Here is a 20865-nt window from a genome sequence, read left to right on the forward strand (position 1 = left end):
GTAATGGGTGTTTCTTGATATTAGGAGATTTCCTCACAAGTTCCTCATGTTTCTCGTTGAGAATAATTTGCAGTTAATCTCAGCGAGAAATTTTGATGGATTGTCACAAATGTAAATCTCAGGGTCAATCGTGTAAAAAGCGATCGCCTAAATTGCTATTTTCCCCCAAAAATCAGCAACCATTTACTCAGGATGTTTCCCACAATCCCCAAATTGCTTTGGTTGGAATGCCCAATGTTGGTAAGAGTGTGTTGTTCAATGCACTAACAGGAATTTATGTCACAGTTTCTAATTACCCCGGTACAACTGTAGAAGTAAGTCGTGGACTAGCGCAGATTGGGGAACAAAGCATCACAGTGATTGATACACCAGGAATGTATTCACTATTACCCATCAGTGAAGAAGAAAAAGTTGCCAGAGATTTATTGCTTTTAGAACCTGTAGCAGCTGTGGTTCATGTGGTAGATGCTAAAAACTTGGGAAGAATGCTGCCTTTAACTTTTCAACTGATAGAAGCTGGTCTGCCGATTTTACTCGCTGTCAACATGATGGATGAAGCCCATCGTTGGGGGTTGGATTTACGACCAGACTTGCTGGAGATGGAATTAGAAGTTCCAGTAGTTTGTATGGCGGCTGCTTTGAACCAAGGTATAGATGAACTGCGACATAGGATAGCCTCACTCCTGCCAGTTCAGGTTGCCATGATACCAGCGTGAGTATTTGAGATCAGGAGAAAAGGGCATGATTAGCCAAGTTATCTATCCAGAACCAATTGAAGCAGCAATCGCTCAACTAGAATCGTGGTGGCAGACATTGGGCAATCGCTATTTGTTTCATAATTACTCATTATCACCTCGTAGCCTGGCTTTATTGCTGTTACAGAAAGACCCAGGATTATGGCAAATATTACAACAAGACCAAGAACAGTGTCGTCATCTGGAAGTTTTGATTACTGTTACTCAAAATCAACTTCATCAGCCTTTAGGACTAGCGATCGCCAATACTCGTCAAAATCAGGCTCGGATAATAGAAAGAGCAGTTTTGCATGAAACTAGAGAAGCGCAATCGTCAATTACAGAAACACTCCACCAACTCACAGTCAACCCTATTACTGGCTTCCCTATTCTTGTGGTTATTCTTTACTACGGAGTTTACAAATTTGTCGGTGAATTTGGTGCAGGGGAACTGGTTGACCGCATCGAAAGCTTTTTTGAAACACAAATTAACCCATTAGTCAACCAAATCACGACGCAAATCATTCCCTGGCGACCAATTCAAGACTTGATTGCTCATGACTATGGCATTATCACCTTGGGAATCCGTTATGCTACGGCGATCGTTTTACCTGTAGTTGCCACTTACTTCTTGATGTTCTCGTTACTAGAAGATAGCGGCTATCTTCCACGTTTGTCTTTAATGCTGGATCGCTTATTCAAATCCGTTGGTTTATCGGGTCGTGCAGTCATTCCGATGGTGTTAGGCTTGGGGTGCGACACAATGGCAACAATAGTTACCCGTACCTTAGAAACCAGACGTGAACGATTAATTGCCACCTTTTTACTTTCCCTGGCCATACCTTGTGCTGCACAGTGGGGTGTGATTGTGGGACTACTAGCACAAAAACCAGCCGCCTTAATGTTTTGGGGAGGTTTTATCACCGCCATCTTCCTAATAGTTGGATATCTCACCGCCAGATTGTTACCTGGTACTTCCGGCAGGTTTTACATGGAAATTCCCCCTTTACGTCTGCCCAAATTACGGAATGTGTTCACTAAAACCTGGGTGCGGATGAAGTGGTATTTTCTGGAAGTATTACCCTTATTTATCTGGGCATCTGTGTTGATTTGGGTGGGACGTTTAACCGGATTATTTGACGTAATTATTCGCGCCATTGAACCTCTCACCTTGGCATTGGGAATGCCAAAACAAGCAGCGCCCATATTTCTCTACGGCTTCTTTCGCCGAGATTATGGTGCAGCCGGACTATTTGATTTGCAGCAACAGGGAAGTTTGACAGGTAATCAGTTAGTGATAGCTGCGATCGTTTTAACTTTGTTTTTACCCTGTATTGCCCAATTGCAAATGCTGATTAAGGAACGGGGAACTAAAACTACTTTGGCAATAGTACTGTTTATTTTTCCCTTTGCTTTCCTCATGGGATATGTCGTCAACTTCGGCTTAATATTATTCGGAGTGAACTTTTAATATGAACGCCTTATCAACAGTCAAAGTCGGTCAACCGCAAACGGTAGTAAGTTTACGAACTCAAGATCAAGCAGTACTACAAAAGCTGATGGCATTCGGGATTTTACCGGGGAGCAAGTTGGTGCTAGAGCAACGCTTTCCATCCTATATCATCATGGTTGGCAGAACCCGCACCGCCTTGGATCGAGAAACAGCACAGTGTATTTTTGTGGAATCTCGCAATTGATTACCTTTGAGCAACTTTGATCCCAGTTGTCTGTTCTGCTGGTGGTGTCACAGTGTTAGCTCGTAAAGCACGGAACATCCCAAATCTACAGAGTCCCATACCAAATGCTAGCCTCATCAGTAGTAGGGTGGGTACTTCTCGCAGAGATTTAATGAAACCAGATAGACCAAAACGCACTAATCCTTCTGGTCTAACTATTCCTTGCCAGATAGAATCCAGCCAAGAGGGGAGTGTTTGTTTTGTCCAGTCTGCCGTGATTACCTCCCCTTCTACTAATCCCGTCGCGGCCAAAAGCTCAGAAAAGCCTTCGATGCTGGAAAAAGCCGGGTGAGACCACTGATCTAGTAGTTGCTGCATTACTGGTTTCTCCCAAATATTTAGGGGTTTTTGGCGATCGTCTCGCTGATTCCAGTCGGCTAAAACCATGATTCCACCAGGCTTTAGCACCCGCATCAATTCTTTGGCAAAAATGGCTTTATCTGGCATATGTGGGCCAGCTTCAATTGACCAAACTACATCAAAACTACCATCTGGGGAAGAAAGCGCCATCGCATCATCCACCAAAAACTGTGCATTCAGTTCCTGAGGTGTTAATTCTTGGGCGCGTTGGACTTGTTGGGGGCTGATGGTGATACCTGTAACGGCAAATCCATAATCCCGTGCCAAAATGCGACTACTTCCCCCAATTCCACAACCAACATCTAACAGGGTAGTACCAGGGGGTAATTTATCCAAACCACCCCAACGCACCATTTCATGGACAAAATCAGATTTAGCTGCCAGAAAATCTTTCCTTTGCGGTGGCGAACCATAATGACCTAAATGGATGTGTTCGCCCCAGTAAAACTCTAAAATACCGTCTTCAGTCCACTGGTCGTAGGAATTGGCTACGGAGTTAGATGATTGATAACGTCTAGCAGTAATGAGATATAACGCAATACCTGCTGCCAGTAGTGTTAGGAAAAATACCAGTGTAGAAAACAACCAATTCATGAAAATAGAGCCTTAATGAGCCTTAATATTTATATACAATCTTATCCCATTGCTTTCTTCGGAGAGTTTAAGCCTACCTCATTACTTATAACTGTATGTAGTATGTAGGGTGGGCAATGCCCACCATATCCGGGTTTTGGTGGGCATTGCCTACCCTACAGATACTTAGGAACACCAAAAAATCAATTATCTGGTCTGGTATGGTGCGTCAGTATGAATAATTTCTGAGTATAGTTAGGTTCTATCGCACTGACGCACCCTACATTTGGATATTTTTACTGGAAATCCTTACGTTAATTATTACTAGCGAATGATAGAGAAAATAGCTTTTGCTGATAATATTTCAGTTTTGGTATTCCTCTAAGCCAAAGAACCAATTACTTTATGAATAAGCTGCCGAAAATAGACCGTCAGCGAGAGCATCAAGCGAATGAACGTACTTTTTTAGCTTGGTTACGCACTTCTATCGCCTTGATTGGTTTTGGTTTTGCTATTGCGAGATTTGGGTTATTTTTGCGTCAGCTTGATACGGCAATTTCACAAAAGGAAACTTATGTCCATCCTCTATTTAACTCAGAGAATTTAGGGATTACTTTAGTACTTGTGGGAATTTTGGCGATCGCTCTAGCTGCATGGCGTTATAATCAGGTATTCTGGCAAATAGAACGAGGTGACTATCGACCCAATCGATTTGCAGTATGGTTGATGACTGGAGTCGTGATAATTTTGGGGTTTTTAAGTATTCCTTTACTCTTGTTACGGGAACAATCTATACCGCGACCATCTTCTATTTTCAAGCAGCCAAAATCGGAAAATGTTCGTCAATAGTCAATAGTCAATAGTCTACAGTTAAAAGATAGTGGAAATCATCCCGAACCTCTACCCCAGAAAATGCAATTAATTAACTAAAAAGCTGATTAATTGGGTAACTCACTAAAAGAGTACATCTTTAATAGGTGGCATATATATAAAGTATTGCGGATGAGATACTGACCTATGGAATATTTGTAGAAAGTCGAATCAGTAGCCGCAAGCCGCATATAAATACTTATTTTGATAATGATATCACTTCCTGTTGCATACTGATAATATCTGTGAAATAGGTAATTGGTAATGGTAAATAACAATTACCTATTAGTTATTACCTATTACCATTCATTAAATACATTTAATTCCCTGGTTCTGGCTATTTCTCATTCTTCTATCTCTACATTCTGAAAGTGCAGTTTAGGGCTAGGACAAGGATAAAATTATGAGCCAAACTTTTGCAACTATTGACGGCAATGAAGCTGTTGCCCGTGTTGCTTATAAACTGAATGAAGTAATTGCTATCTATCCCATCACCCCCTCTTCAGCAATGGGTGAATGGGCTGATGCTTGGATGGCGGAAGGTCGTCCTAACTTATGGGGTACGGTTCCCAGTGTGGTACAGATGCAAAGCGAAGGCGGGGCGGCTGGTGCGGTGCATGGGGCTTTGCAAACGGGTTCCTTGAGTACTACCTTCACTGCATCTCAAGGGCTATTGTTGATGATTCCCAATCTCTACAAAATTGGGGGTGAACTGACTAGTATGGTGGTTCACGTTGCGGCGCGCTCCTTGGCTACCCACGCCCTATCAATTTTTGGCGACCATAGTGATGTGATGGCGGCGCGTGGTACGGGGTTTGCGATGCTGTGTTCGGCTTCGGTGCAGGAAAGTCACGATTTCGCTTTAATCGCCCATGCGGCTACTTTAGATACAAGGGTTTCATTTTTGCATTTCTTTGATGGCTTCCGTACCTCCCATGAAGTGCAGAAAGTGGAACTTTTATCAGATGATGATGTGCGATCGCTCATTAATGAAGATAAAATATTTGCACACCGCGCCCGCGCCCTCACTCCAGATAGTCCTTTGTTGCGGGGTACAGCCCAAAATCCTGATGTGTTTTTCCAAGCCCGTGAAGGTGCAAACCCTTACTACAACGCTTGTCCGGAAATTGTCCAAGGGATTATGGATAAATTCGGCGAACGGACGGGGAGATATTATCAAATATATGAATACCACGGCGCGAGTGATGCCGATCGCGTAATTATTCTCATGGGTTCCGGCTGTGAAACAGTACATGAGACAGTAGATTACCTCAACGCCCGTGGTGAAAAGGTAGGCGTTCTCAAAGTCCGACTATTTCGCCCCTGGGATGTAGAGAGATTTATTCAGGCTTTACCCGATAGTGTACAGGCGATAGCTGTCCTCGACCGCACCAAGGAACCGGGAAGCGCGGGAGAGCCTTTGTATCAAGATGTAGTTACAGCGATTCATGAAGGATGGGGTGTAGGGGGGAAGTTACCTACGGTTGTGGGTGGAAGGTATGGGCTTTCGTCGAAGGAATTTACACCGGCGATGGTGAAGGCTGTGTTTGATAATTTGGCACAAGCTACGCCGAAGAATCACTTTACTATCGGGATTAATGATGATGTAACGCATACATCCCTGGAATATGACCCCAGTTTCTCTACTGAACCGGATAACGTTGTCCGGGCGATGTTCTACGGGTTGGGTTCCGATGGTACAGTAGGGGCGAATAAAAACTCAATTAAGATTATTGGGGAAGGGACGGACAACTACGCCCAAGGGTATTTTGTCTACGACTCCAAAAAATCCGGCTCCATGACCGTTTCTCACCTGCGCTTCGGTTCTCAACCCATTCGTTCCACTTACTTGATTGACCAAGCCAACTTTATTGGTTGTCATCACTGGGGCTTTTTGGAACGCATCGAAGTTTTAAAAGCTGCTGCACAAGGGGCGACTATATTGTTAAATAGTCCTTATGATGCGGGTGCTGTTTGGGAAAATTTACCCCTGAAAGTACAGCAGCAAATTCTGGACAAGCAACTCAAACTTTACGTCATCAACGCCAATCAAGTCGCCCGTGACAGTGGAATGGGTGGACGCATTAACACCATTATGCAGGTGTGCTTTTTTGCTTTGGCGGGGGTCTTGCCAGAAGCGCAAGCGATCGCCAAAATAAAACAAGCGATAGAAAAGACTTATGGTAAGAAAGGGGTGGAAGTTGTCCGGATGAATCTGCAAGCGGTAGACCAGACCCTAGAAAATTTACATGAAGTGAAAATTCCCATTGAGGAAAAAGGGAAATGGATAGATGAAGAAGCACTCCTATCTAACCAAAGTCCCTTTCCCACCAGCGCGCCCAAGTTTGTCCGGGACATTCTGGGAAAAATCATGGTGTGGCAAGGTGATGACTTACCTGTAAGTACACTACCACCTGATGGGACATTTCCCACAGGTACGGCTAAATGGGAGAAGCGCAACGTCGCGCAAGAAATTCCGGTGTGGGACACGGATGTCTGCGTGCAATGTAGTAAGTGTGTGATGGTTTGTCCCCATGCGGCGATTCGCGCTAAGGTTTATCAGCCGGGTGAGTTAGAGAATGCACCACCTACTTTTAAGTCAGTGGATGCTAAAGATAGAGACTTTGCTAACCAAAAATTCACTATCCAAGTGGCTCCAGAAGACTGTACAGGCTGCGCTATCTGTGTAAATGTCTGCCCAGCCAAAAATAAATCCGAGCCATCCCTGAAGGCGATTAACATGGCAAATCAGCTACCTTTAAGGGAACAAGAAAGGGATAATTGGGATTTCTTCTTGAATTTACCCAATCCTGACCGACGCAAGTTAAAACTCAACCAGATTCGCCAACAACAACTGCAAGAACCTCTATTTGAATTTTCCGGTGCTTGCGCTGGTTGTGGTGAGACACCTTATGTAAAACTATTAACACAATTATTTGGCGATCGCGCAGTTATTGCCAACGCCACTGGTTGTTCTTCCATTTACGGCGGAAACCTCCCCACCACCCCCTGGACGAAAAACAACGAAGGACGAGGCCCGGCTTGGTCTAATAGTTTATTTGAAGATAACGCCGAGTTTGGTTTTGGTTATCGTCTCTCTTTAGATAAACAAGGGGAATTTGCGGCGGAACTTTTGCAACAGTTCAGCGCAGAAGTGGGAGATAATCTAGTTCAGTCCATCCTCAATGCAGAACAGAAAACTGAGGCTGATATCTGGGAACAACGCGAAAGAATAGCGTTGTTAAAGCAACAGTTAGAGGGAATCCAGACTTTTGACCCCAGCATCAAATCCAAAATCCAAAATCTCAAATCCTTAGCAGATTACCTAGTGAAGAAAAGCGTCTGGATTATCGGCGGTGATGGTTGGGCGTATGATATTGACTTTGGCGGTATCGACCATATATTAGCTAGTGGTCGCAATGTAAATATTTTGGTGATGGATACAGAAGTGTATTCTAACACCGGGGGTCAATCTTCCAAAGCTACCCCTAAAGCAGCCGTCGCTAAGTTCGCCGCCAGTGGTAAGCCTGCACAAAAGAAAGATATGGGCTTAATGGCGATGAATTACGGTAACGTATATGTAGCGAGTGTGGCATTAGGGGCAAAAGATGACCAAACACTCAAGGCATTTTTGGAAGCAGAAGCCTTTGACGGCCCATCAATAATTATTGCCTACAGCCATTGCATCGCCCACGGCATCAACATGACCACGGGGATGAACCAGCAAAAAGCCCTGGTAGAATCAGGACGCTGGTTATTGTATCGTTATAATCCACTGTTGCAACAACAGGGCAAAAATCCCTTACAGTTAGATATGCGATCGCCTACTCAATCAGTAGAGCAATCAATGTATCAAGAAAACCGCTTCAAAATGCTGACGAAAAGTAAGCCAGAATTAGCTAAACAACTGCTAGAACAAGCACAAGCAGAAGTTGATGCGCGTTGGCAAATGTATCAATATTTGGCAAATAGGTAATGGGTAATGGGTAATGGGTTGTTATTGCCTATTACCTATTAATATTTTTGTCAGACTCTAGACTTGTAAAATGCTTGGATGCGAAATGTGTATTAAAATGCCAATATTGCATTTTTACTGGAGTTGCATTTCATTTCTCTTAATCCCGACCAACTGCGTCAAATTTATACTATTGCCAGCAGCTATGACAACTTTCAATGTGTAGAATGTAGTCAAGCCATTAAAGACTACTTAATTTCCGAAAGAATCTCTGGCAAGCTGATTAAGTTATACACAGGAGCATCCACAGGAGCAAACAGCTTTATTTATGATGAAGCATTTCCTGAAGAAGCTATCTCTACTAATGGTCGTCATCAAGGTATTGCCGTTATTATTAATGGTATAGAAACGGTCTTTGATAATCACCACCCCGCAGGAATTTCCAGAGATGAATGGATGGCAAATTTCTTGTTTCAGGGCTTAGTACATTTTGGTCAGCAATTTCAAATTACAGAAATTGAATTTTAAGGATATTGAGAGATATGTTAGACGTAAAAAATGAATATCTTTATCATTTATTAGAAAGAATTAAGCAAAGACCAGGAATGTATATAGGACATTGTTCTATCACTAGATTAAATATGTTATTGGTCGGTTATAGTCAAGCGAGAATGGAATTAGGATTACCGCGTACAAAACAAGAAAAAAATTTTGACAATTTTCAAGAATGGATACAGATTAAATTTAATATTAATACCAGTCAAAGTTGGGATAGTATTATCCTCGCAAATTCTACTGATGAAAAAGATGCTTTTTATAAATTTTTTCAACTATTTGAACAATTCCTTCATGGAGTGACAAACACTGCAAATTTAGAATTAACCACCAAAAGCAATCCAGATTATTCAAACATTTAACGATGATTACTTTTCCCAGCATCGACGAGAGGCTTAAAACCCAAGCTATTGTAAGTCTTTAAAATTGCTCTATAGTCAAAATATAAAACAAGTATAAATTATAATTTTATGCGAACTGTAGCAATTCAATTACCAGAAACAGTATTTTCAGCACTCCGCAAAAACCCTGAAGAATTAGTTCAAGAAATGCGAATTGCGGTAGCAGTTAAATGGTATGAATTGGGTGAAATATCACAAGCTAAAGCAGCAGAAATTTCTGGATTGACTCGTACTGAATTTATCAATGCTTTAGCACGCTATCAAGTGGATTTTATGCAATATACGGCTCAAGAATTAGCAGAGGAACTGATGAATGCCGATTAGTCGCGTCATTATTAACTCTTCACCTTTAATTGTTCTTTTAAAAAGTCAACAAGCTCAATTAATCCCACAATTATTTGCAGAAATTTTAGTACCATCAGGTGTTATTGAAGAAATTACAACGAAAAATGACACCCCATCAAAATTATTGCCATACGCAACTGGCATATTTTTCCTGTAGGGTGTGTGACGCACCGAGAAGACTTGAACCTAGTCATGAGACTTATAGCGTCACGCACCAACCACCAAGTGTGACACTTGCGTAAGTCCTGAATTATCAATAATTACCAAAAAAAGGGGTAGTATATCTACCCCTCTACCGAACCAGGAAACTTAGATTATTAGCTACAGCAGAACTTTAGCTAAAATTGGTGGTACAACAGTAGAGATTTCTGGTACATACACTTGTGTAACGTAGTCAGCAATCATTCTGTCTGTATTAAATAATGGTGCATTGGTTTTGATGGATGCTTTCATGACTTGCACCCAACGATGGGGAATCCCGTTGGCATCTTGGTCGTAGTATAGAGGTACAATTTCCTCTTCTAGCAACTTATACAGGGATTGGGAATCAATGCGGTCTTGTAATTCTTGGTCGCTGGTGTGAGCATCTTCACCAATCGCCCAACCATTTAAGCCTTTACCATTTGCGTCGGCTTGATAACCTTCACACCACCAACCGTCAAGGACGCTGCAATTAATCCCACCGTTAAAGCAGACTTTCTGTCCACTTGTTCCCGATGCTTCTAGAGGACGACGGGGATTGTTTAACCACACATCCACGCCTTGGACTAATTTCTGCCCGGTGTAAATGTCGTAATCTTCAATAAAGGCGACGCGGTTAATAATGCCTGAATTATGACACCATTCCATCAAGCGTTGGATAATCCGCTTACCTTCTTCATCTGCTGGGTGGGCTTTGCCGGCGAATACTATCTGCACTGGACGTTCAGCGTTGCTAAAAATGCGTAATGCTCGTTCTGCGTCACGTAAAATTAAATCGCCACGTTTGTAAGGGCTGAAGCGTCTAGCAAAACCAATTGTCAAGATTTTGGGATCAAGTAGACTATCACTGGCTTGAATTAGTCTGTGGTCTTCACCCCGATGTTCCCGTGACTTTCTGACTTTATAACGGGTATATGCGACTAATCTTTCTTTGAGGATGAGATGGCGTGACCATAATTCCTCATTGGGGATATCGTCAACTTTTGCCCACGTTTGGGGATCAATGGCGCGAGTTCTCCAGTCCGCACCTAAGTATTGATTATATAAGTCGGCTAATAAGGGTGCTGTCCAAGTGGGTGCGTGTACACCATTGGTAATGTAACCAATGGGGACTTTCTCTTCTGTGCGTTGGGGATAAAGGACAGTCCACATCTTGCGGGATACTTGACCATGTAGTTCACTCACACCGTTACAAGCGCGAGACATCCGCAGGGCTAAAACGGTCATACCGAAGGGTTCCCAAGGGTCACCTAATCGCCGTGCGCCTAAAGCTAAGAATTGTTCGCGGGAGAGGCGTAATTGTGTCCAGTAGTGGGCAAAGAAGGAGTCTATTAAATCCGGGGAGAAGACATCATGACCGGCGGGAACTGGTGTATGGGTGGTGAAGACGCAACTATTCCGCACACTGGCTTCAATGTCGTAGAAGGATTTACCTGTGCGTTCGATTTCCAGACGGGCAATTTCTAGGGTACAGAAAGCGGCGTGACCTTCGTTGAGGTGATAGACAGAAGGTTTGATTCCCAAGGCTTGCAACGCCCGGACACCGCCAATCCCCAGGACGACTTCTTGGGCGATGCGGGTTTCTGTATTCCCACCATACAAATGTCCTGTTAACCAACGGTCAATGGGATCATTGTCATGGCGATCGCTATCGAGTAAATATAAACTTACCCTACCTACTTGCACTCGCCAGATTTGCACTGTTACCTGGCGCTGGCGAATCTCCAATTGAATTGTTAGTGGTTCCCCATGCTCATTTTTAATCAACTCAATGGGCATCCGGTGGAAGGAATTATCCACATAATAATCTTCTTGCCAACCTTGACGGCTCAAGCGTTGACGAAAATAACCTTGGCGATACAGCAAGCCAATACCCACCAACGGTACACCCAAATCCGATGACGATTTTAGGTGATCCCCAGCCAAAATCCCCAAACCACCAGAGTAAATTGGCAGAGATTCATGAATACCAAATTCGGCACAAAAATAAGCAACGGGGTTTTCGTGGGAAACTTGGGGGGCGATTCTACTCACCCAAGTATCTTTCTGGTTGATATATTGGTCAAACTCCTGCGCCAAGGCAGAAACTTGCTTGAGATAAAACGGGTCTTCAGCTAACTGGGTGAGGCGTTCGTAACTGACTGACTCTAAAATTGCCACTGGGTTATGTCCGCAGCGTTCCCACTCTTGGGGATCAATGGCTTGAAATAATGCTAGGCGATCGCCGCTCCAACTCCACCAATAGTTGTAAGCTAAATCTGCTAATCGCTTTAGGGAAAAAGGTAGCTTTTCGCTTAAATGTAAGGCTGCTGTATTTGCACTGCTCTGAGACATAAAATTCTACGCTTTGGAAATTACGTGTGAGATACTTACGGTTATCAAAGAAATACTTTCTTGCTGTATGGTTGACAACACAGCATTAGTAAACGTCTTATTTTTTCTCGATTTCACTCATCATCTACCCCCAGCCAACGCCATTCAGGTTGATTTGTGTTGAGTTTCAAGTAGTTAACTAACACCTGAATTAGGGGGATTTTTTTGACATCAAAACTTACCTAAAATTAGTGATGTTTATTCTTTATATCTTGTAGAGACTACCATTATTTATGAGAATTTTTGATGTTGTTTTATATCGATACCACGCACTAAATTTTAATTTATTTATTCTTTTGTAAAAAAATATTTAAATATATAACAATATAGTGTTGCCAAGCAAAACCTTATTAGCAAAATTGTATTAGAGGCAAAAAAATTCTCTGCATCCAAGAAGACCTTTTCAGCTAGTGAAGATTAATCGGTTTGATGGAAAGCCATGTGGAATCTGTTTTGCGTAAATTGACTGGGCTTGGAGAACTTACAAACAATAACTCTAGACTCATATGATCAATCGCATTACCTCTGTTTTTCTTGTTGGTTTGATAGCATCCGCTTCAGCTTTGGCTATTTCCCCCAAGGCTGACGCGAACACACCAGCATTTTCTATTTTTGAGCTAGGTAGACAAGATAATCGTCGCTATAACCGAGATAACGACCGTCGTGAAGACTGGGATAATATCCGCTATGACCGCGACAATGACCGTCGCTATCGAGATAATGACCGTCGCCACCGGAATAATCACCGTCGTAACGACTGGGATAACAACCGTCGTTGGGACAACAACCGTCGCTGGGACAACAACCGTCGCTGGGATAACAACCGTCGCTGGGATAACAACCGTCGCTGGGATAACAACCGTCGTGATGATTGGAATAATAACCGTCGTGATGACTGGAATCGTAACTGGTTTGGTTACTAATCCCTCCGCTTTCAGTATATTAGGCTCGGTTGTAGCTTAATTGAGCATTAATGTCCCAAAGTTTTTAAAATTTGGGACATTCCCATTCACTAATAAGCGCAAAGACAAAATTATTTGTAGGATGAGTAGAGCGATAGCGTTACCCATCATCTTGTATAATTTTGGGTTCTGTTCTCCACCCAAGCTACATTTAAATTTTTATATCAATTAAGTTAACGATCGCCCTAATTAAATTGTCTGGGTCTACTGGCTTAGAAATATGCCTTTGAAACCCCACTTTTAATGCCCGCTTTTCGTCTATTTCCCCAGCATAGGCTGTTAGGGCGATCGCCGGAATCTTTCCGCCCTGATCTGGTGGCAAGGCTCTGATCTGCCGCATCAACATATAGCCGTCCATGTCTGGCATCCCGATATCACTCAGGAGGATATCGGGTGGGGATTGGGTAAAGACTTGCAATGCTTCAAGCGCGGAAACTGCTGTGATTACCCTTGCCCCTGCTTGTTCCAAGAGAAAAGCCACAAATTCGCGTGTATCGGTATCATCATCTACTACTAAAACTTGGATACCATGTAAACCCAGGGATAGTTCTAACAATGGAGAATCTGGATTGACAGTCAGCTGAGTAGGTAAGAGTGGCAACTTCAGGGTGAATGTAGCTCCCATACCTTCACCCTGACTCTCTGCGTGAATAGTGCCACCATGTAGCTCAACTAAATGACGCACGATCGCCAAACCCAATCCTAGCCCACCAAATTTCCGAGTAGTGGCGCTATCTGCTTGGCGAAAATAATCAAACACATAAGGTATAAAATCGGGAGAAATACCTTTACCAGTATCACTAACGCTAATTTGAGCTTGATTACCAACTTGTTCTAAGCGTATCTCCACCAAACCACCTGTGGGTGTAAACTTAACAGCATTAGAGAGCAAGTTCCACATCACTTGCTGTAAGCGGGTTGAGTCGCCAGAAACTAGTCCTATTTCCCCATCAAGATTGACTTCAATACGAATGGAATTAGCTTCTGCTGCCAGTCGTACAGTTTCGATCGCCCCTTTAATCACTGATGCTAAATTAATCGGGCTGCTTGTTAGGCTGAGTTTCCCCTGTAGAATCCGCGAGATATCTAAGAGGTCTTCAATCAATTCGACTTGCAGCTTGGCATTACGCTCGATGATATTCACAGCTTGTTTGGCTTTTGCTTCGTCTAGCTTGCCATTTTGCAACAGTCTTGACCAACCCAGAATCGGGTTGAGGGGCGATCGCAATTCGTGGGACAGCACGGCTAAAAATTCATCTTTAATCCGGTTTGCCGCTTCGGCTTCTTCTCGTGAGGCTTCGGCTGCCGACCGTGCTTGTTTTTCAGCTTCGTATAACCTGACATTTTCCACGGACACAGAAGCCATTTGTGCTAACTGCACCAGGACTGCTTCGTCTGCGGCAGTAAATTCACCGTCATATTTGTCTGAAAGCTGAATCAAGCCAATGTTTTGCCCGTTCCGCCCTACCAGGGGAGCCGCCAGCCAGCCACGCAGAGGGGGATGGTTTTTTGCCTCTTTGCCAAAGCCTCGCCACTGTGGATGTGCCTCTAGTTCGGCTTGCGTCATCCGCATTGGGCGATTGAGATGGCCGACACAGCCATAGATACCTGATCTATCTGGCTTTACATCATAATTTTGCCACTGAGTATACTTATCAGATAAGAAAATGGCGCTAATTGCCTGTGACCAGTTCTGGCCGATGGTCATACTCGTAACAGATTGGTGAGAACCAATGATTGATGCTGCCTGATCTGTAATCACCTGCAAAACTTGCTCTACGGAAAGGGCAGAGTTAATTGCCAGTGCGGCTCTAGTCAATCCCTGCAATTGGTTAATGTAGTGGCGTTCAAGGGCTAGCAGTTGTTCGCGTTCCAGTTCAGCTTGTTTGCGTTCGGTGATATCAGCAGCAAAAACCGTCAGTCCATCAGGCGAAGGATAAACCCGGTGTTCATACCAACGATTCCAGGTGACATAAAGATACTCAAACTGGACTGATGTTTGTTCATTAAACGCTCGTTGAAATTGAAGATCAATATCAGTGCCAATAGTATCTGCAAATAAATCCCAAATGCTGTGATTGAGAATATCCTCGCGTTCCATGCTAATTATCTTGCACAAGCGATCGTTGACATAGGTAAATCGCCAGTCGCGATCGAGGACATAAAAGCCATCATTAATACTTGACAAGATAGTTTCCACATTCTGCTTTGCTGTTTCTGCTTCTTGTCGCAAGGTCTGCTGCTGCTCCATAGCATCTCGCCGTAATTGCGCCAGCTTTAATGTTGCTTCAACTCGCGCTAATAGTTCACGGGCAGAAAACGGCTTAATCAGATAATCATCGGCTCCAGCTTCTAATCCTTCCACTTTTGCCTCTTCTCCGGCTCTGGCAGAAAGCAAAATGATGGGAATTTCACGGGTGCGATTGTTACTCCGCAAGGCACTGAGCAGACCAAAGCCATCCAGACGGGGCATCATCACATCCGTTAGCACCAAATCCGGTAGATGATCAGCCAACGCCTCTAATGCCGCCAGACCGTCGGTGGCAGTCTCTACCACATAATGTCTACTCAGCAATCGCTTCACATATTCCCGCATATCGGCGTTGTCATCGACCAGAAGAATACGGGCAGAGGAAGATAGGTTATGGGTGAGCGGTGATAAATATGATGCCTCACTATTCTTTATTGCTGGTAACAAGCTTAAAGCTTCTTCAATGTAAGGAGCCGCACCTAATGCAGTAGAAACTAAGGTTCGTGTTGCCTGAATTCGTTCAGGTGGTAAGTGGGCTATTCCCATCGGCACGGTGATAGTAAAGGTAGTGCCTAGACCTTCAAGGCTATCAACTTGCACCTGACCACCATGCAGGCGCACTAACTCCTGTACTAATGCTAGTCCAATTCCTGAACCTTCTTGGGTTCTGCCCCGCGCTCCCTCGACGCGGTGAAACCGCTCAAACAAGTGGGGTAATTCTGCTTGAGGAATTCCAATCCCTGTATCAGTGACTGTGATTTCTACTTGGTGCTGTACCTGCCGCAGGGTAAGGGCGATCGCTCCGGAAAAGGTGAATTTAAAGGCATTCGAGAGGAGATTGAGGATAATCTTCTCCCACATTTGGCGATCAACATAGACTAATTCTGGCAGTGGTTCACAGGTGACACTAAACTGTAAGCCTGCTTGCTCGATCGCCGAGCGAAAGATACTGGCTAATTCGGCGGTGAAAGTGGATAAGTCTGTGGGTTCATAAACCGCTTGCACTCGTCCGGCTTCAATACGAGAAAAATCTAGTAATGTATTTACCAACTTCAACAGGCGTAAGCCATTGCGATGGATCAAGGTCATTTCCTGTCGTTGCTCTTGTGACAGATCATCTGCTGTCAATAGCTCTTCTAACGGACTCAACATTAAAGTCAAGGGAGTCCGAAATTCGTGGGAAACATTGCTAAAGAAAGTGGTTTTGGCGCGATCGAGTTCTGCTAACTTTTCGGCGCGTTTGCGTTCTTCCTCATAGGCTTGAGCATTGCCAATACTGGCAGCAATTTGCGCCGAAACTAAATTTAGAAATCCTTGATAGTTATCATCAAACAGGCGAAATGGGTTTAAAGCCGCCACTAATACCCCAGCTTTGCCCATGCGTCCCGATGGTGCGATGGGTACTACAGCCGCCTGATGGGGTGGTCTATTCCAGGCTCCCGTTGGCAGATCAGGGAATTGTAATTGTAAATCAGAGATCAGATAGGGTTTATGAGTTGTTAACACCTCTGCAAAGCGCCAAAAAGAATTTTCTTCTAGGGCAACTGTTTCAGGAACAGCTTGGTGTCCTCGCTCAATTCCGCAAGTTCCGGCTAAAGTCACACACTGCTGCTTTGGATCAACCAGATAAATCATCGCAAAGGGCAGATCGTAGGGGTTAGTTGCCAGACATTTGGTGCTGAAAATGCAGGCTTCATCAAATGTTTGAGCGTCTGCCGTTTTGGCTGCCAGATCCTTTAACAGTGCCAATTGGCGCTCTCCAATAATGCGGGATGTATCTTCTGTATTGGCGCAGATAATACCACCGATGCCGCCATCATCATTGGGAACAGGACTATAGGAAAAAGTGTAGTAGGTTTCCTCTGGGTAGCCATTACGTTCCATAATCAGCAGCAAGGCTTCATCGTAAGTACCCTGATTTTGAAAGAGCGCTGTTTCTGCACGAGGCCCCACTTGATCCCAAATTTCTTGCCAGACGACGGCAGCTCTTTGACCTAGAGCCTCTGGATGTTTACCGCCGAGAATCGCTCTATAGGCATCGTTGTAGAGGTTGATTAGGTTGTTTCCCCACCAAACAAACATAGCTTGGCGACAAGTCAACATAATGCGTACGGCTGTTTTCAAGCTCTGTGACCAAGTTTCCACCGCACCGAGAGACGTTTGCGACCAGTCGCGCGATCGCATCAGTGCTGCCATTTCGCTGTCACCGATAAAGAGATTTTCAGAGGTATTAGAGTTGATCTCATGGGTCACAGTTACAGCTCCCGAATAAAGTGCAAAGCATCGGTTAAGCCAGAGCTATTGTCTTTTTAGTCGTAGCTATCACAAGAAAACCGATGTAGAATATAACACCATATAAGCGCTGTATAAATTGTCTGCCATGAGCCTAGAGTGATTAATCTAGCTGTAGAGTTAAATTTTCTGATTAATCCTAAGGATTTTTTCTTCTATATGACATAAATCAACAAAAGTGGGATGAATTGGCGGTAAGAGATTGGCTCTCAGCTACGCTCTTGCGGTTACGCCATCGCCCAACTGAAGGATTTTTTCAACACATATATTCTAAAACTTCTCCAAGGCGATGCCTACAGCAGGCTAAGCCAACGCATGATGGCGGATATGATCTTCTATAAAACTAGCAATAAAATAATAACTGTGGTCATAGCCTGTTTGATAACGTAAGTTAAGCGGTTGGTTAACTGCTTTACAAGCTTGGGCGAATACATCTGTTAACAATTGTTCAGTTAAAAATTTATCAGATGTACCTTGGTCTATGAGAATTTGGCTGTGATATCCCAACTGTTTGACTAATTCACTAGCATCATAAGCCCGCCAACTTGCTTGATTATTGCCCAGATAACGACTAAAAGCCTTTTGACCCCACGGACAGCCTATAGGTGCAACAATCGGTGCAAAAGCCGACACAGATTTGAAAATATGGGGATTACGCAAAGCACAGACCAGCGCCCCATGTCCACCCATTGAGTGACCAAAAATCCCTTGTTTTTCTGCTTGTATAGGGAAATTAGCCGCAATCAAAGCAGGTAATTCTTGCACAATATAACTATACATTTGGTAGTGCGATCGCCAAGGTTCTTCCGTCGCATCCACATAAAAACCCGCACCTGTACCAAAATCCCACTCGTCATCCTCACCAGCAATCCCAGTATTGCGGGGGCTAGTATCCGGCGCAACCAAAATTAATCCGTACTCAGCCGCGTAACGTTGCGCCCCAGATTTAGCCATAAAATTCTCTTCTGTACAAGTCAACCCAGAGAGAAAATAGAGGATCGGTAGAGGTTTTTCGGCTGCTTGCGGTGGCTGATAAACAGCAAAACGCATTTCCCCGTTACAAGTAAAAGACGGATGAGAATAAAAGCCGAGTTTACCGCCAAAGCTTTGATATTCGGAGATCAGTTTGAGATTATTCATCTACTTAATTAAATTATCTGTTGTAGGTATACCCGGATAGAAGCGATCGCTCATCGTTGAAAGTTCCGTGGGAAGAGGGTGGTTTAGGGTTGGAAAATATTTATCAATCATCATTGATAAAATGAAGTAGGTTGACACTCCTCAGCCTAATACTCACTGATGCTGCGAGGAAATATGCTGTTAACTGAACTTCGTGCTGATCGGGTAGTTCTCCATAATATTAGTTGGCAACAATTTGAGAATTTATTAGTAAATTTAGGTGAAAGTAGAGCAGCTAGAATTGCTTACGATGATGGCACTTTAGAGATTATGACCCCATTACCAGAACACGAATATTATAAAGAAATAATTGGTGACATTATCAAAGATACGGCTGAAGTTTTAGAGTTAGATTATGAATGTTATGGTTCAACCACCTGGAAACGAGAATTAAAAAAGGCTGGGATAGAATCTGACAATTGCTTTTATTTCCAAAATGAAGCCTTAATTAGAGGTAAGCTCAAGTTTGATTTAAATCAAGACCCACCTCCAGATTTAGCTTTAGAAATTGATGTTACGAGTAAATCATTAGATAGATTTCCTCTCTATGTTCGGTTAGGTGTGCCTGAAATCTGGTGTTATGATGCTGGAGACATCAAAATTTACCAATTGCAAGGTGAGAAATATATCCAAACCGAAACAAGTTTAGTATTTCCTAATTTAAATATTCAAGAAATTCCATCACTAATTGAAAGATACCGCATGGCGGGAAGGCGGGTTTTTCGACAAGTAATTAGGGAATGGGTACGAGGACAGATGGGGTAAGGCGATCGCACCTGCCTCTATATAATCAAGTTGGGTATTACCCACTCTGATTACAATCTAACTATTAAAACGTCACCACACTGCGAATTGATTCACCTCTGTGCATCAAATCCATAGCATCATTAATTTTTTCAATCGGCATCACATGAGTAATTAAATCATCAATATTTATCTTTCCATCCATATACCAATCAACAATTTTCGGCACATCTGTGCGCCCTCTCGCACCACCGAAGGCTGAACCTTTCCACACACGCCCAGTCACTAATTGAAAGGGACGAGTACTAATTTCTTGTCCTGCACCAGCAACACCAATAATGACACTCACACCCCAACCTTTGTGACAGCATTCTAATGCTTGACGCATCACTTTGACATTACCAATACATTCAAAACTGTAATCAGCGCCGCCTTTAGTTAAATCCACCAAATAAGCAACCAAGTCACCTTCTACTTCCTGGGGATTCACAAAATGTGTCATCCCAAATTTCTCAGCTAAAGCCCGTTTACTGGGATTAATATCTACGCCGACAATCATATTAGCTCCCACCATCCGCGCCCCTTGGATGACGTTTAAACCAATACCCCCCAAGCCAAAAACTACGACATTCGCCCCTGCTTCCACTTTGGCTGTATAAATTACTGCACCGATACCTGTCGTTACACCACAGCCAATGTAACAAACCTTGTCAAATGGTGCATCTTCCCGAATCTTGGCTACAGCAATTTCTGGTAGGACTGTGTAGTTAGCAAACGTAGATGTACCCATATAATGATGAATCATCTGCCCATTGAGACTAAAACGACTAGTCCCATCGGGCATCACACCACGTCCTTGAGTACCACGAATGGCTTGACACAGATTAGTCTTAAAGCTTAAACAATAGGCACATTGGCGACATTCTGGGGTGTAGAGAGGAATCACATGATCCCCTGGTTTGACACTGGTAACACCAGCGCCCACATCTACTACTACCCCCGCGCCTTCATGTCCTAAAATGGCGGGGAACAAACCTTCGGGATCATTTCCTGAAAGGGTGTAAGCATCGGTATGGCAAACGCCACTGGCTTTAACTTCAACCAATACTTCCCCAGCTTTTGGCCCCTCTAGTTGAACGGTTTCAATTGTCAACGGCTTACCCGCGCCGTAAGCTATTGCTGCTTTCACTTCCACGAGTTAGCCCTCCTCATCAATTCAAAATTCAAAAAAAGCCCTTACCTGCAAGTATCTTACCTGCAACCCTGAAAAATGGAAAATGATGGGGTGAGCAAGATTCTATCAAATGGTAGTTGCAGAAAATTTACATAACTTT

The 20865-nt window shown here is 43.5% G+C and carries 16 protein-coding genes; 11 read left to right on the forward strand and 5 right to left on the reverse strand.

Annotated elements, in window-relative coordinates:
- Positions 1 to 95 precede the first annotated feature (95 nt).
- The 3 genes from GSQ19_RS10635 to GSQ19_RS10645 are packed head-to-tail and all read left to right on the forward strand — an operon-like array spanning position 96 to position 2431.
- Positions 96 to 716 (forward strand): FeoB small GTPase domain-containing protein, encoded by a 621-nt coding sequence (locus GSQ19_RS10635; RefSeq protein ID WP_011317923.1) that lies wholly within the window; start codon positions 96 to 98, stop codon positions 714 to 716.
- 25 nt (positions 717 to 741) lie between these two features.
- Positions 742 to 2205: a ferrous iron transporter B gene (locus tag GSQ19_RS10640; protein WP_011317924.1), complete on the forward strand. Its 1464-nt coding sequence runs from the start codon at positions 742 to 744 to the stop codon at positions 2203 to 2205.
- A 1-nt stretch (position 2206) separates the two neighbouring features.
- A complete protein-coding gene (locus GSQ19_RS10645; protein WP_010996278.1) occupies positions 2207 to 2431 on the forward strand; it encodes a FeoA family protein in 225 nt (74 codons plus the stop codon).
- On the opposite strand, the gene GSQ19_RS10650 is transcribed toward GSQ19_RS10645, so the two are convergent.
- On the reverse strand, positions 2432 to 3424 hold the full coding sequence (locus GSQ19_RS10650) for a methyltransferase domain-containing protein (RefSeq protein ID WP_011317925.1): 993 nt from the start codon (positions 3422 to 3424) through the stop codon (positions 2432 to 2434).
- Between the two features lie 384 nt (positions 3425 to 3808).
- Here GSQ19_RS10650 and GSQ19_RS10655 point away from each other — a divergent pair, with 384 nt between their 5' ends.
- The 6 genes from GSQ19_RS10655 (at position 3809) to GSQ19_RS10680 (ending at position 9686) form a co-directional block, all read left to right on the forward strand.
- Positions 3809 to 4252: a YidH family protein gene (locus GSQ19_RS10655; RefSeq protein ID WP_011317926.1), complete on the forward strand. Its 444-nt coding sequence runs from the start codon at positions 3809 to 3811 to the stop codon at positions 4250 to 4252.
- Positions 4253 to 4676: 424 nt separating this feature from the next.
- Complete coding sequence (gene nifJ, locus GSQ19_RS10660; RefSeq protein ID WP_011317927.1) at positions 4677 to 8249, forward strand: pyruvate:ferredoxin (flavodoxin) oxidoreductase; 3573 nt, start codon at positions 4677 to 4679, stop codon at positions 8247 to 8249.
- A gap of 123 nt (positions 8250 to 8372) precedes the next feature.
- Positions 8373 to 8756, forward strand: coding sequence for a papain fold toxin domain-containing protein (locus GSQ19_RS10665; RefSeq protein WP_011317928.1), 384 nt, complete (start codon positions 8373 to 8375; stop codon positions 8754 to 8756).
- A gap of 14 nt (positions 8757 to 8770) precedes the next feature.
- Entirely contained in the window at positions 8771 to 9145 is a 375-nt protein-coding gene (locus GSQ19_RS10670) for a hypothetical protein (RefSeq protein WP_011317929.1), read from the forward strand.
- Positions 9146 to 9253: 108 nt separating this feature from the next.
- Positions 9254 to 9508: a UPF0175 family protein gene (locus GSQ19_RS10675; RefSeq protein ID WP_011317930.1), complete on the forward strand. Its 255-nt coding sequence runs from the start codon at positions 9254 to 9256 to the stop codon at positions 9506 to 9508.
- On the forward strand, positions 9498 to 9686 hold the full coding sequence (locus tag GSQ19_RS10680) for a PIN domain-containing protein (RefSeq protein ID WP_224311940.1): 189 nt from the start codon (positions 9498 to 9500) through the stop codon (positions 9684 to 9686). Before GSQ19_RS10675 ends, GSQ19_RS10680 begins: the two co-directional genes overlap by 11 nt.
- A 164-nt stretch (positions 9687 to 9850) precedes the next feature.
- Here GSQ19_RS10680 and glgP read toward each other — a convergent pair whose 3' ends face one another.
- Complete coding sequence (gene glgP, locus GSQ19_RS10685) at positions 9851 to 12064, reverse strand: alpha-glucan family phosphorylase (RefSeq protein WP_011317931.1); 2214 nt, start codon at positions 12062 to 12064, stop codon at positions 9851 to 9853.
- Between the two features lie 545 nt (positions 12065 to 12609).
- On the opposite strand from glgP, the gene GSQ19_RS10690 reads away from it, so the two are divergent.
- Positions 12610 to 13026, forward strand: a complete 417-nt coding sequence (locus GSQ19_RS10690; protein WP_011317932.1) for a hypothetical protein — start codon at positions 12610 to 12612, stop codon at positions 13024 to 13026.
- Positions 13027 to 13216: 190 nt separating this feature from the next.
- Here GSQ19_RS10690 and GSQ19_RS10695 read toward each other — a convergent pair whose 3' ends face one another.
- The gene (locus GSQ19_RS10695; protein ID WP_412104734.1) at positions 13217 to 17569 is read right to left on the reverse strand and encodes an ATP-binding protein; all 4353 of its coding nucleotides are present in this window, start codon (positions 17567 to 17569) and stop codon (positions 13217 to 13219) included.
- Positions 17570 to 17911: 342 nt separating this feature from the next.
- The gene (fghA, locus tag GSQ19_RS10700; RefSeq protein ID WP_011317934.1) at positions 17912 to 18748 is read right to left on the reverse strand and encodes an S-formylglutathione hydrolase; all 837 of its coding nucleotides are present in this window, start codon (positions 18746 to 18748) and stop codon (positions 17912 to 17914) included.
- Positions 18749 to 18922: 174 nt separating this feature from the next.
- On the opposite strand from fghA, the gene GSQ19_RS10705 reads away from it, so the two are divergent.
- Positions 18923 to 19552, forward strand: a complete 630-nt coding sequence (locus GSQ19_RS10705; protein ID WP_011317935.1) for a Uma2 family endonuclease — start codon at positions 18923 to 18925, stop codon at positions 19550 to 19552.
- A 64-nt stretch (positions 19553 to 19616) separates the two neighbouring features.
- Here the strand turns inward: GSQ19_RS10705 and GSQ19_RS10710 are convergent, their stop codons facing one another.
- Positions 19617 to 20726, reverse strand: coding sequence for an S-(hydroxymethyl)glutathione dehydrogenase/class III alcohol dehydrogenase (locus tag GSQ19_RS10710; protein WP_011317936.1), 1110 nt, complete (start codon positions 20724 to 20726; stop codon positions 19617 to 19619).
- Between the last annotated feature and the right edge of the window lie 139 nt (positions 20727 to 20865).

This window comes from Trichormus variabilis 0441 (genome assembly GCF_009856605.1).
In the GTDB taxonomy this organism is placed as follows: domain Bacteria; phylum Cyanobacteriota; class Cyanobacteriia; order Cyanobacteriales; family Nostocaceae; genus Trichormus; species Trichormus variabilis.